Origin of the sequence: Bradyrhizobium sp. CCGE-LA001 (assembly GCF_000296215.2) — a bacterium.
Taxonomy (GTDB): Bacteria; Pseudomonadota; Alphaproteobacteria; order Rhizobiales; family Xanthobacteraceae; genus Bradyrhizobium.
The window spans coordinates 674,003-686,590 of the sequence record NZ_CP013949.1 but is presented as its reverse complement, the minus strand read 5'-3'; the positions used below and the strand labels follow the sequence as shown (position 1 = coordinate 686,590).

Below are 12,588 nucleotides of genomic sequence, written 5' to 3'. Positions count from 1 at the left end.
TTGGCGGGGCACAACCACCGCGCGGAATAGTAGCAAACAGCTATCGGCCGGCAAATGCAAGGTCTGCCGTTAACCGAGCAACGCCCCCTGGTTGAGAGCTGCTTTTCGCGGAGTACCCCGCAATGGCGCCTATACCTAGAGTCGCAGACCGAGCGCCTGCAATTCACCAAGACGGGCACACCGACTCGTCGCAACAGATCAGGACGAGCTGCACGCCCCCTATCCCCGCAGCGCTTCATCCGCCTGCGGATGAGAGCCAGCGGGCCCTCACGCCCTGATATTGTTGTCCTTCACCACCTTGCCCCAATAGGCAACCTGCTTGTCGAAGAAGGTCTTGAAGGCGGCGCCGTCCTGGAGAAGCAGCGTCATGTGCTGGGTCTCCTTGAGCTGCGCGGCGGTTGCGGGCTCGCTCAGGATCTCCTTCGAGACCGTCGCCATGGCCGCGACCACATCCGGAGGCGTGCCCGTGGGCGCAAAGATGCCCCACCAGGCCAGCGTCTCGAAATCCGGAAAGCCGGCCTCGATCGCGGTTTGTGTCTCCGGCAAAGCCGGCAGCCGCTCGCGGCCGAGCTGCAGGATCGGCCGCAGCATGTTGGTGCCGAGTTGGGCCGCCACCAGCGCCGCCGATCCCGCGATGAGATCGACATGGCCGCCGAGCACGTCGTTCATCGCCGGCCCGCCACCGCGATAGGGCACGTGCATGATCTCGACGCCCGCCTAGCTGCCAAGCACGGTCATGGCGAGATGGCCGAGCGTGCCGATGCCGACAGAGGCGTATTTCACCGCGCCGGGCGTCGCCTTGCACGCGGCGACCACGTCCGCGAAGCTCTTGTAGGGCCGGCCGGCGCCGGCGGCGATCACGTAAGGCGCTGTGCCGATCAGCAGGACCGGCATCAGCTCGCGTTCGACATCGACCGGCGGCTTGTCGAGGATGGACGGGATCACCGCATGGGAATCGAACGTCACCAGGAAGTTCGAGCCGTCCGCTGGGCCCTTGGCGACCTGCGCCGCACCCAGCGCGCCGGCCGCACCGGATTTGTTCTCGACCACGACGATGCGATTCAGCTTTGTCTGGAGGCTAGCCTGCAACAGCCGCGCCATGGCGTCGGTCGAGCCACCCGGCGGAAACGGCACCACCAGCGTGATCTTGCCGGCCTGTGCCATCGCCGGCGTCAATGCGAGAATGGCCGGCGCGGCCAGCAGCGTGCGTCGTGTGATCGTCATAGTCCCCTCCCTTTTGTGATGCGCCCGGCTTTTGCTCTTTGGCGCCAAAGCATGATCCGGAAAGTGTGCAGCGGCTTTCCGAAAGGATCATGCTCAAAAACATGGCCTAAGCGCGAAGCGCTTAGGTCGTGCCGAAACCCGACCCTGCTTTCTTGTATTCTGGCCGTGGTGGACTGAAAATGTCCAGCACCCGCGCTCCATCGGGGCCGGCGCGCATGGTGTGCGGCACATTGCCCGGCGTGCGCCAGAAGTCGCCTTTCTTCACGGCGATTTCCTCGTCGCCCTGGACGCGGATGGCGGAGCCGTCGAGCAGCACGCCCCATTGCTCCTCGGGATGATGGTGCAGCGTGCCCTGTGCGTGAGGCGCCAGCGTCACCACCGACAGCATCGCCTGCTCGCCGGAGAAAATGCGCGTGGTCACACCCGCGGCAAGCTCCCGGAAGAGGCCGTCGTCGGGACTGTCGATGTTGTGGAATTCTTCCTTCTGGCTCACGTCATACTCTCCTTTTTTCTCTGATCAGGACTTGCCGTAAGCGCCCTGGTAACGCCCCTCGCGGATCGCCTTCAGCGTTTCCTCCTCGCGCGCGACTTGGACGCGGACCGCCTCCAGCAGCGCGGCGGCACCCGCGGCTGGAAACGACACCACGCCGTCCTCGTCGCCGACCACGATGTCGCCGGGCGAGATCACGCTGCCGCCGATCGTCACCGGCACATTGATCTCGCCCGGACCGTTCTTGTAGGGGCCACGGTGGATCACGGCGCGGGCGTAGCAGGGAAAGTCGTCCGCTGCGAACGCCGCGACATCGCGGATCGCGCCGTCGATGACATAGCCCTCGGCTTTGCGCCATTGCGCGATGTTCTTCATGATCTCGCCGACCAGCGCGCGCGTCTCGTCGCCGCCGCCGTCGACCACGATGACGTCGCCGGGACCGACCAGCTCGAGCGCGCGATGAATGGCGAGATTGTCGCCGGGACGGGTGCGCACAGTGAAGGCCGTACCCACCAGCGCGCCGCCGCGGTGATAGGGCTTCAGCCCGACCGCGCCAGGCAGGCGGGCAAGATTGTCGGAGATGACCGAGGTCGGCGCGCCGCGAAAGCCCGCGATGATGTCGGCCGGCGGCTTCGGCACGCTGTTGGCTGCGATGGTGATCGTCATGTCCAAGGAATCCTTTCGTGACTTTTCTTATTCAGCGTGCGCCCGCGCCTTCGACGGCAAAATCCGGAAGGCGCGGCCTTCCTTCATCCACGCCGCGCGCTCGTCGCGCAACAGGGTGCGGCGGACCTTACCGGAATCATCGCGGGGCGGGGCGCCGACGATCTCGAAGCTCTCGGGGTGCTTGTAGCGGCTGAGCCTGTCCTTCAAGAACTCCGCCATGCCGTCGGCGATCGCCTGGCCGTCCGCATCAGGCTCCGGCTCGATGATGGCGTGCACGCGCTGGCCCAATTCCGGATCGGGCAATCCCACCACGACGCAGGAGCGCACGCCGGGAGCCTCGGACACCGCGGCCTCGACCTCGGCTGGATAGATGTTGGCGCCGCCACGCAGCACCATGTCGGCGAGGCGGTCGCCGAGATAGAGATAGCCTTCGGCGTCCAGCCGGCCGATATCGCCGAGGGATTCCCAGCCATCGCTGCGGCGCTTCGGCTCGGCGCCGAGATAATGGTAGGTCGCGTCCTTGCCGTCATTGTTGAGGAAATAGATCTCGCCGGTCTCGCCTGGCGCGACGTCGTTGCCGTCCTCGCCGATGATGCGAAGCTTCGCCATGTCGCCGATCTTGCCGACCGAGCCCTTGTGCGTCAGCCATTCCGTGCCTGAGATGATACAGGCGCCCTGGCGCTCGGTGCCGCCATAGAGCTCCCAAATCCGCTCGGGCCCCAGCCAGGCGATCCAGTTCTCCTTGAGCCAGGGCGGCATCGGAGCCGCCATGTGGAAGACCGTCTGAAGGCTCGACAAATCGTAGCCATTGCGCACGCGCTCCGGCAGCGCCCAGATCCGGTGCATCATGGTCGGCACGAAATTGACCCATTGCACGCGCTCGCGCTCGATCTGCCGCAGCGTCTCCTCGGCGTCGAATTTGGTGAGACCGGTGAGCTGGCCGCCGACGAAGAGCGCGTAATGCGACACGATGAACGGCGCATTGTGATAGAGTGGGCCGGGATTGAGCAGCGAGACGCCGAAGGGAATGTTGAGCGGCGGCGCAGCCGCCGTATCGGTCACCGCCGGATGATGGTCGAGGATCACCTTGGGCCGGCCGGTCGAGCCGCCCGAGGTCATCGCCTTCCAATAGCGCGCCACCGGCGGATCGAGCGGTTCATCCGAGAATCCCTCCGGCACGAAATCGGCGGGCAAGCGGTTCGGCGCGTTCCAGTCGGCCTCGCCGCCGACCACCAGCGCCGGCTTGAGGATGTCGAGCACGGCGGCGGCTTCGCCGCGCGGCAAGCGCCATGACAGCGAGGTCGGCGTCGCCCCGCACTTCCACACTGCAAAGGAGGTCTCGAAAAACGCGTTGCCGTTGGGCAATCCGATCGCGACGAAGTCGCCGGGCTTGACGCCCTTGGCCATGAACGCCCGCGCACGCCGGTTGGCGCCACGCTCGAGCTCGTCCCATGTCAGCGTGTCCTGCCCGTGACGGACGGCGATCGTGCCATGTGGTTTTCGTTGAGCGTACCAGCGCGGCACGTCGGACAGGGGCAGCAGCATCAGGCGTTTCCACTTCGTCTTCTTGGCGCCGCCTCACGATGAGGCGTTCACGCTGCGAAGTGTAACAGCCGGAGCCGGGCCTTCAAGACATTGCCCCAAGAGACTGCCTTCAAGAGACGCGCATCAGCGCTCCGCGCCGCAGCCCGGACTGTCGAACAGCGCGGCTAACCCGCACGCCGAGGTCAGCATCTTGTCGCCGTCATGGCCGATGCCTGCGACGTCCCAGACCCTGTGATGGGGCGTGCCGTGGTTGCGCTTGGCCATCGCATCCGCATAAGCGTGGCCGCGGGCGTAACGCGTGGCACCTTGCGCCTCGGCCATGCAGCTCTTGTCGAGCGCGGGATGCTTCGGATTGGTGTCGAGGGTGCCGAGCAGATACACCACCTCGCGCTCGACATAGCGCTGCTCGAGCGTATCAGGCGCGACGTTCGCAACATAGGGCGGCCGTTCGTCCATGCCGTATTTCCATTTGTTATAGCCCGGACAGGATTTGGCGATCGCGGGCAGCGGACGCTCGGCAGTGAAATAGGCGTAGGACGAAGGGTTGGCGACGACGTAACGGACATCGATGTGCTGGCGCGATAGCGCCATCTCGCCCTTGCCGGCGATGGCGTAGCGCTGCGCGACCTGGCCGCCGCCGGAATGACCGGCGACCACGACCTGCTTCAGGTTCGGGAAGATGCGCCGGTCGGAGAGCTTTGCCAGGATCGCATCGAGCGCCTCGAACGAGGAGACCGGATTGGGCCCGAGCGCGGCCTCGCCGCCCTCCCAGCCCTCCAGAGACCAGCGCAGCACGTCGGCCGGCAGCTTGTATGCCTCGATGTCGATCTCCGCCAAGAATTGCGGCACGATCATGAGTGCGTGCTTGCCATCGTCGCCCGCGGCCACCTGCGCGGTGTGGGCCGAGAGATAATATTCGTCGGCATTGCGCAGCCGTCCGTGCAGCACGATGATCGCGCGCGAGATCGCCGGCAGAGGCAGCGACCAGTCGCTGGAAAGATACAGCGGCAGAATGCCCTGGCCGCCGACGGCGAGCCGCGTATCGGCAATCGCCCTCACCGGCTTGTGGTTGGGTGCAGCTTCGTCCGCCGCGAAGGCATCGCCGCACATCAGCATCAGCGCGATTGCGACGAGGCCGGCCAGCGCACGCATGAGAGACATTCCCCTTCGAATTCAAATCGATAAAAGTCTAAGCGCACTCCCGTCGCGCGGCTGTGACTCCTGCGCCACGTCAAGCAAAAAATGTCAGCATTCCAGCCATGAAATTCCCGAGTTCCACGGGTGACAAGCCGGCAATAAAGGGGCAAAAATCAGACTCGACTCAGGGCGGGTTGAGTCTTGTAAGGAATGCTCTCGTAAATGTCGGCTATAGTTGCATCGCGTCGTGCGGCGCCACTTCTCGTTGCTGCGGCAGGATTTTTTCTGCTGACGGTGCCGCATGCCCAGGCGCAATGGTGGAAGCGCGCGCCTGTCGACTTCGAATCCTGCGCCGACGCCGCAGAAAAATTGCCGACCAAGGCTGAGAAGACAGCGGCGCTTGCCGATTGCAACGCCAAGTTCGCCGGGCGCCGCAAGCCGGGCGGCGGCTATTCCTATTATGATTTCCTCCAGGATCGCAGCTTCGACATCGTCGGGCCGAACCCGACGCCGGAGGAGCAGAAGAAGATCGACGAAGCCTACACCGCCTATCTCGCCCGAGAGCGCCGCAACAACGAAGCCGCGCAAGCCACCGCGCGCCAGCAGCGCGAGCAGCAGGAACAACAGGCACAGCAACTCCAGCAGCTCCAGCAGGTCGCGCTAAGGACCGACGTCGCGCGCGTGCCACTCCCGGTCGAGCGGCCGAAGGTGCAGCAGACCGTGGCCCAGCGGAAAGGCGCGCCCTGCACCAAGGGCGCCTTCTCCTGCGAATGGCCGCGCCTGTCGGAAAGCCTGAACGATCTGAAGAAGCTGTTCAGCCCGACGCCGAGCAAGCCGGCGAAGAAGGGCTGAGCTGCTGAGCTGTGTTTTGCTCCGCTGACGCTGCACACTCCGCGGTCGTCCCGGAAGGAGAGTGGGGCTTCAGTTCATCCGCTTCTTCTTGCCGCGCGTCGGCTTGACCACCGGCGCAGTCGCTGGCGCCGTCGGCATCGCGCCCAGCTGCGACCTGCTCTCCTGCAATCGCCTGTCATAGCCGGGTGAGTTCATCACCGTCGGCGGCCTAGCGTAAGCGAGCGTCGATGCGGCGCAGAGAGCGGCCAGCGCGAGACCGATCATCAGGCTACGTTTCATCGCGCTTCTCCATCGAAAGTGCTAGCCGCGAATTTGCTGCGGCGTCAGACCGGGCGGACCCTTGCCGGCGACCTCGGCTTCCTTGATCAGCGCAACAATGCGGCGCATCAGCGGCACATCGACATTGTTCTGCTCGGCCAGGCCGATGACCGCGCCCTGGAGATAGTCGATCTCGGTCTTGCGGCCCTGCTTCAGATCCTGCCACATCGAGGAGCGCGCCTCCGGATCGATCTTCATCGTGCGTCCCAGGATCGCATTGAAGATCGTGTCCGGCAGCCGCAGCAGGGCCGGCGTCCAGCCCATTGGAATCGGCGTTGCCGAGATCGGGGCGATGCCGGCGGCCTTCAGCGCGGCCAGCCCCTCCGCCATCTGGTCGGCGAACAGCCTCCGCCAGTCGCGGTTCGCCAGTTGGGCGGCGAGCGGCATGTCGGACAGCGCGCTGAGTGCATTGTTCAGATTGATGATGAGCTTGCCCCATTGCACGCCGGTGATGTCGCGGCTCGCACGCATCGCAAGGCCCGGCACCGACAGCGCGGCCGCGGTGTTCGCATCGTCCGCGCCGACATGGATATCGCCGGAGGTCGAGCGGTGGAAACGGCCCTCGCCCATCGCGATCACGTTGAAGGGCACCATGCCGGCGAGCACGCGGCGGCCGTCGAGGCGCTCGCGCAGCACCGCGACATTGCCGACGCCGTTTTGCAGGGACACGATGACGGCATCCCGTGGCGCATGCTGCGCGATCTGGTCCGCGACATCTGCGGTATCGGCACTCTTCACCGTCACCAGCACGATGCCGGCGCTGTGGAAGATCGAAGTATCCTCCGACAATGCGAGCTGGCCCGCGCCGAGCCTCGTCTCCGAGCCGTTGAAATCGGTCAGCCGCAGGCCGAACCGCTCGATCTCGATCTTCACCCGCGGCCGCACCAGCAGCGCGACGCGGCGGCCCGAGGCCGCCAGCATGCCGCCGACGAAACAGCCGATGGCGCCGGCGCCGGCCACCACGATCGGTCGATCCGTAGACACTAACATTGCTCCCTGAACGTTCAGTCATCGATAGCAGAGGTCGGTTCGACTGCCCACCGGTTGCGATGCATCCGCCTTGTAACCGTCATGAGAGCCCCATATGTTTTCGCCCGGGGGGCAGACAGCGGCGAGCGCTCGCCGAACGAGACGCCAAAGGAGAGCACCATGGGTCTACTCGACGTCCTCAACGGCATGCAGAACGGCCCGCGCGGCCAGAGCGCGCCCAGCTCCGAGAAATCCTCCGGCGGCATGTCGCCGATGACCATGGCGCTGCTCGGTCTGCTGGCCTGGAAGGCGTTCAAGCATATGACCGCGAACCAGTCCGGCACGGCGCCGCAACCGTCGCCGACACCGGCTCCTCCGCCGGTGAACACCGCGGACAGCGGAGGTCTTGGCGGTCTCGGAGGCCTGCTCAAAGGTGGCCTCGGCGGCCTGCTCGCGGGCGGCGCGGCCGGTACCGTACTCAGCGGCGGGCTCGGCGATCTCCTCAATCAGCTCCAGCAGGGCGGCCAGGGCGAGACCGCGAATTCCTGGGTGGGCAAGGGCGAGAACAAGCCGATTGAACCCGGCGATCTCGCCAGCGCGCTCGGCGCCGACCAGATCGAGAGCCTGTCCGCGCAGAGCGGCTTGTCGCGCGACGAACTGCTGTCCGGACTCAGCCAGTATCTGCCGCAAGTGATCGACCATCTGACGCCGGACGGGCGGCTGCCGACCGAGAACGAGCTCTCGGGCCGCATTTAAGTCTCGTCAAAATGAGGGGAGCACTGTCATGAGCATGGGCGGCCTGTTGTGGATTATCGTCGTCGGCTTCATTGCCGGCCTCATCGCGCGCTGGCTCGCGCCGGGGCCGAACAATCCGAGCGGCTTCATCCTCACCACCATCCTCGGCATCGCCGGCGCGTTTCTGGCAACCTTCGTCGGTCAGTCCATCGGACATTACAGCCCCGACCAGGGCGCCGGCTTCATCACCGCCACCATCGGCGCGGTGGTGGTGCTGTTCATCTGGCACCGCCTGGTGGCCAGTGGGGTGATCAAGGGGTAGTGTCTTTTCGCGAAGGCAGTACGCTGCCACCTCATCCTCATGCCCGGGCTTGACCCGGGCATCCACGTCTTTCTATCGGCGCGACAACACGTCGATGGCCGGGTCAAGCCCGGCCATGACGTGGAGAGAGCGCGACGCCAAATCACGTAATCAAATGCATCCCCGCATCCATGCGCACGACCTCGCCGGTCATGTTGCTGGAGGCCGGCATCGCCAAGAAGCAGACGAGCTGGGCGATGTCTTCCGCAGATGATGCGACCTTGAGCGGCACCTTCGCCACCACGCTGTCGCGCACCTGCTTGGCGCCGGCTTCGCCGCGGCCCTTGGTGAACCAGGGCGTGTCGATATAGCCGGGGCACACCGTGTTGACGCGGATCAGCGGCGCCAGCGCGCGCGAGAGCGACAGGGTCATGGTGTTGAGCGCGCCCTTGCTCGCGGCATAAGCGATCGACGAGCCGACGCCGCTGATGCCGGCGACCGAGGACACGTTGACGACGGCGGAGGGCCGGCCCGAAGCTTTCGCGCCGGCTTCGAGCAGGCTGCGCGCCGCGCGCACCATCTGGAACGGGCCGATGGTGTTGACGCCATATACGCGCTGGAAATCCTCCGCCGACAATCCGTCGAGATCGGCGTGCGCGACGTGCTTCGTGGTGCCGGCATTGTTGACGAGGATGTCGAGCCGGCCCCAGCCGCTGGCCGCAGCGACGATCTTGCGGCAATCGTCATCCTTGGAGACGTCGCCCTGCGCGACCAGGACTTCCGCGGCGCCCGCCTTGCGGCAGAGCTCTGCCGTTGCCTCGGCCTCCTTCTGGCTCGACGAATAGTTGATGACGAGCCGAGCCCCGCTCCGCGCGAGAATTTCCGCGGTCGCAGCACCGAGGCCAGACGCCGACCCCGTCACGATTGCGCACAGACTATCCTTGGCCATCCCAAATCCTTCCCCTGTCTCTTTGATCTCGGCGTCCTGTTTAGCGAGTTTGCCGCGCGCTGCAAATCGAGCAAACTCCGCTAAGCGGAATTAGCTGATCCCCCATGCCCGCGCCGCAGGTTGACCTGCGATCAACGCTTGTCAGAGCCATGGCTTTTTCCGATCATCGGGCGCAAGAAGAGCTTGCGCGCCCACTCATGCAGCGGGACGCGCCAATGGCAAAACACGGGGAACGCTGTGGCGGAGAGTGACAATATCATCGTCGAGACCGCGGAGAAGATCTTCGCCGATCTCGCCGATCCGCAGACCATCAACAACGACAGGAAGGATTCCTGGCAGGCGCCGCTGTGGCAAGCGCTGAGCGAATCCGGCCTGACGCTGTCCTGGGTGCCGGATGATCTCGGCGGCTCCGGCGCCAGCCTTGCCGACGGCTTTGCCCTTCTGAACGCTGCGGGCCGCTTTGCGGTTGCAGTCCCCTTGGCCGAGACCATGCTGGCGGGCTGGCTGCTGACGCAGGCGAAGATCACATCGCCCGAAGGCGAGATGACCGTGCTGCCGGCCTCGCCGCGGGATCGCATCACGCTCGATGCCAATGGCGCGCTCTCCGGCCGCGCGCGCGGAGTGCCCTTTGCCAAGGCGGCGAAGCACTTTGCAGTGCTCGCACACGGCAAGGACGGCGCTTCCATCGCGCTGGTCGATGCAGCCAAGGCGCGGATCGAAGCCGGGCTCAATGTCGGCTACGACCACAGCGACACCGTCACGCTCGACAAAGTGCAGCCCGTGGCGATCAAGCCGGCACCGAAGGGCTTCGACCAGACCAATTTGATGCTGATGGGCGGCGTCGCCCGCAGCCTCCAGATCGCGGGCGCGCTGGAATCCATGCTCGACATCTCCGTGCGCTATTCCAACGAGCGCGTCGCCTTCGAGAAGAAGATCTCGAAATTTCAGGCCGTGCAGCACAATCTCGCGCGCCTCGCCGGCGAATCCGCCGCAGCACTGGCGGCCGCAACGTCCGCGGCCGATGCGATCGCGAACGCAAAATCCTTCGACGACGAGGTCTATCTCGAAGCCGCCTCGGCAAAGATCCGCTGCGCGGAAGCTGCGGAAAAGGGCGGTGCCATCGCGCATCAGGTTCATGGCGCGATCGGCTTCACCATGGAGCACATCCTGCACCGCTATTCACTGCGGGCGCTTGCCTGGCGCGACGATTTCGGCTCGGAAAGCCACTGGGCTGTCGAGCTCGGCAAGCTCGTCGCAAGCCGCGGTGCCGATGAATTATGGCCGCTCGTGGCGTCGCGCTGATCCGGGAGAGAAACAATGACCGCTGCCCTCCGTTTCGATCCGATCCGCCTGCCCGAGAAGTGCGAGCAATTGCGCAAGGAAGTGCGTGCCTTCCTCGCCGAGGAGATCGCCGCCGGCACTTTCGATCCGCACAAGCCCAACCGCGAAGACATTGACGCGCCGGAATTTTCCCGGCGGGTCGGCGCCAAGGGCTGGCTCGGCATGACCTGGCCGAAAAAATACGGCGGCCAGGAGCGCTCCTTCCTCGAGCGCTACGTGGTGACCGAGGAGATGCGCGTCGCCAACGCGCCGACGCGGCGCTTCTTTGTCGCCGACCGCCAGAGCGGGCCGGTGCTGCTGAAATACGCGCCCGAGCACATCAAAATGGACATCCTGCCGCGCATCTGCCGCGGCGAGATCTGCTTTGCCATCGGCATGAGCGAGCCGAACTCCGGCTCCGACCTTTTCGCGGCGAAAACGCGCGCGACTAAAACCGACGGCGGCTATCTCATCAACGGCACCAAGATCTGGACCTCGTCGGCGCACATCGCCGACTACATGATCGCGATCTTCCGAACCTCGCCGCCGACCAAGGAAAACCGCCGGCACGGCCTCACCCAGTTCCTGGTCAAGATGAAGCAGCCGGGCATCCAGGTGAACCCCATCGGCCAGATCACCGGCCAGTACGAGTTCAACGAAGTCGTGTTCACCGACTTCTTCGTGCCCGACGATCACGTGCTCGGCGAGGTCGACGGCGCCTGGAAGCAGGCGACGAGCGAGCTCGCCTATGAGCGCTCGGGTCCCGAACGCTTCCTCGAAACCTATTACGTGCTGACCGAGCTGGTCCGCGCGGTCGGCCCCAATCCGGATACGCGCAGCGCCGAAGGCATCGGGCGCCTCGTCGCGCAGCTTCACACCATGCGGCGCATGTCGGTCTCGGTCGCCGGCATGCTGGAGGCCGGCAAGGAGCCGGTGGTAGAGGCGTCCATCGTTAAGGACATCGGCACGGTCTGGGAGCAGCAGCTGCCGCATCGCGTGCGCGATCTCGCCGCCTTCGTCGAGGAGACCGCGACCAACCGCGAGACTTTGGAGCGGCAGCTCGACTTCGCCATCAAGACCGCGCCGAAACTCACCATCCAGGGCGGCACCACCGAGGTCCTGCGCGGCATCATCGCCCGCGGACTTGGCTTGCGCTAATTCAATCGAGGATCATCATGAGCACCTACAAAGATATCGGCGTCGAGAAGGTCGGGCATGTCGGCACCATCGAGATTCGCCGTCCGCCACTCAACTTCTTCGACATTTCGCTGATCAACCAGATCGCGGATGCGCTCGATGAGTTCGACCGCGACATCGAGATCCGGGCCTCGGTCCTGTCGGCACAGGGCAAGGCGTTCTGCGCCGGCGCCAATTTCGGCGATCCGGCACGGCAGGAGCAGGAGGCGCGCGAGGCCGAGAAGAAGGGCGACCCGGCCGACAGTCTCGGCCCGATCAACCATCTCTACATCCAGGCCGTGCGCATCTTCCGCGCCAAGAAGCCCATCGTCGCGGCCGTGCAGGGCGCGGCCATCGGCGGCGGCCTCGGCCTTGCGGTATCCGCCGATTTCCGCGTCACCTGCCCCGAGGCGCGCTTCTCCGCGAACTTCACCAAGCTCGGCTTCCATCCCGGCTTCGGGCTGACCGTGACGCTGCCCGAGCTGATCGGCAAGAACAATGCCGAGCTGATGTTCTACACCAGCCGCCGCGTCACGGGCGAGGAAGCCTACAAATGGGGCCTCGCCAATGAGCTGGTGCCGCAGGACCAGGTCAAGCCGGCCGCCATGAAACTCGCCGGCGAGATCGCCGAATGCTCCCCGCTCGGCCTGCTCTCGACCCGCGCCACGATGCGCGCCAGCCTCGCCGACCGCGTCATGGCCGCGACCAATCACGAGCTCGCCGAGCAGACCCGCCTGCGCGCGACGGAGGATTTCAAGGAAGGCGTCAAGGCGACCGAAGAACGGCGCGTGGCGAATTTTAAGGGGCGTTGATCTTTTCCTTCCTTCTCCCCTTGTGGGAGAAGGTGGCGCGAAGCGCCGGATGAGGGGTTCTCTCCGCGCGCACAATGAAGAAGCGAATTCGCGG

At 65.4% G+C, this 12,588-nt stretch carries 13 protein-coding genes and 1 pseudogene; 6 read left to right on the top strand and 8 right to left on the bottom strand.

What is annotated here, in order from left to right:
* Nucleotides 1-267: 267 nt before the first annotated feature.
* From BCCGELA001_RS03225 to BCCGELA001_RS03205, 5 genes and pseudogenes are all read right to left on the bottom strand, one after another.
* Nucleotides 268-1,101 (bottom strand): annotated as a pseudogene (locus BCCGELA001_RS03225) (tripartite tricarboxylate transporter substrate-binding protein).
* Between the two features lie 244 nt (nt 1,102-1,345).
* Nucleotides 1,346-1,717: a dimethylsulfonioproprionate lyase family protein gene (locus BCCGELA001_RS03220; RefSeq protein WP_008542338.1), complete on the bottom strand. Its 372-nt coding sequence runs from the start codon at nt 1,715-1,717 to the stop codon at nt 1,346-1,348.
* A 24-nt stretch (nt 1,718-1,741) separates the two neighbouring features.
* On the bottom strand, nt 1,742-2,380 hold the full coding sequence (locus BCCGELA001_RS03215) for an RraA family protein (RefSeq protein ID WP_008542336.1): 639 nt from the start codon (nt 2,378-2,380) through the stop codon (nt 1,742-1,744).
* Nucleotides 2,381-2,407: 27 nt separating this feature from the next.
* Nucleotides 2,408-3,925, bottom strand: a complete 1,518-nt coding sequence (locus tag BCCGELA001_RS03210) for an AMP-binding protein (RefSeq protein ID WP_008542334.1) — start codon at nt 3,923-3,925, stop codon at nt 2,408-2,410.
* Between the two features lie 123 nt (nt 3,926-4,048).
* On the bottom strand, nt 4,049-5,077 hold the full coding sequence (locus BCCGELA001_RS03205) for a hypothetical protein (protein WP_060734610.1): 1,029 nt from the start codon (nt 5,075-5,077) through the stop codon (nt 4,049-4,051).
* Nucleotides 5,078-5,284: 207 nt separating this feature from the next.
* Between BCCGELA001_RS03205 and BCCGELA001_RS38100 the strand changes: the two genes are divergently transcribed.
* Nucleotides 5,285-5,914 carry a hypothetical protein gene (locus tag BCCGELA001_RS38100; RefSeq protein ID WP_060734609.1) on the top strand — a complete coding sequence of 210 codons (630 nt, stop codon included), beginning with the start codon at nt 5,285-5,287 and terminating at the stop codon, nt 5,912-5,914.
* Between the two features lie 69 nt (nt 5,915-5,983).
* Here the strand turns inward: BCCGELA001_RS38100 and BCCGELA001_RS03195 are convergent, their stop codons facing one another.
* Nucleotides 5,984-6,193 (bottom strand): hypothetical protein, encoded by a 210-nt coding sequence (locus tag BCCGELA001_RS03195; protein ID WP_008542321.1) that lies wholly within the window; start codon nt 6,191-6,193, stop codon nt 5,984-5,986.
* 21 nt (nt 6,194-6,214) lie between these two features.
* Nucleotides 6,215-7,216, bottom strand: coding sequence for a 2-dehydropantoate 2-reductase (locus BCCGELA001_RS03190; RefSeq protein WP_060734608.1), 1,002 nt, complete (start codon nt 7,214-7,216; stop codon nt 6,215-6,217).
* Between the two features lie 165 nt (nt 7,217-7,381).
* On the opposite strand from BCCGELA001_RS03190, the gene BCCGELA001_RS03185 reads away from it, so the two are divergent.
* Entirely contained in the window at nt 7,382-7,957 is a 576-nt protein-coding gene (locus tag BCCGELA001_RS03185; protein ID WP_060734607.1) for a YidB family protein, read from the top strand.
* A gap of 28 nt (nt 7,958-7,985) precedes the next feature.
* Nucleotides 7,986-8,258 carry a GlsB/YeaQ/YmgE family stress response membrane protein gene (locus BCCGELA001_RS03180; RefSeq protein WP_193409756.1) on the top strand — a complete coding sequence of 91 codons (273 nt, stop codon included), beginning with the start codon at nt 7,986-7,988 and terminating at the stop codon, nt 8,256-8,258.
* A 142-nt stretch (nt 8,259-8,400) separates the two neighbouring features.
* Here BCCGELA001_RS03180 and BCCGELA001_RS03175 read toward each other — a convergent pair whose 3' ends face one another.
* Nucleotides 8,401-9,186 carry an SDR family NAD(P)-dependent oxidoreductase gene (locus BCCGELA001_RS03175; protein ID WP_008542308.1) on the bottom strand — a complete coding sequence of 262 codons (786 nt, stop codon included), beginning with the start codon at nt 9,184-9,186 and terminating at the stop codon, nt 8,401-8,403.
* A gap of 237 nt (nt 9,187-9,423) precedes the next feature.
* Between BCCGELA001_RS03175 and BCCGELA001_RS03170 the strand changes: the two genes are divergently transcribed.
* The 3 genes from BCCGELA001_RS03170 to BCCGELA001_RS03160 are packed head-to-tail and all read left to right on the top strand — an operon-like array spanning nt 9,424 to nt 12,494.
* Complete coding sequence (locus tag BCCGELA001_RS03170) at nt 9,424-10,488, top strand: acyl-CoA dehydrogenase family protein (RefSeq protein ID WP_008542306.1); 1,065 nt, start codon at nt 9,424-9,426, stop codon at nt 10,486-10,488.
* 15 nt (nt 10,489-10,503) lie between these two features.
* Entirely contained in the window at nt 10,504-11,664 is a 1,161-nt protein-coding gene (locus tag BCCGELA001_RS03165; protein WP_060734606.1) for an acyl-CoA dehydrogenase family protein, read from the top strand.
* 17 nt (nt 11,665-11,681) lie between these two features.
* Nucleotides 11,682-12,494, top strand: coding sequence for an enoyl-CoA hydratase/isomerase family protein (locus BCCGELA001_RS03160; RefSeq protein WP_060734605.1), 813 nt, complete (start codon nt 11,682-11,684; stop codon nt 12,492-12,494).
* Nucleotides 12,495-12,588 lie beyond the last annotated feature (94 nt).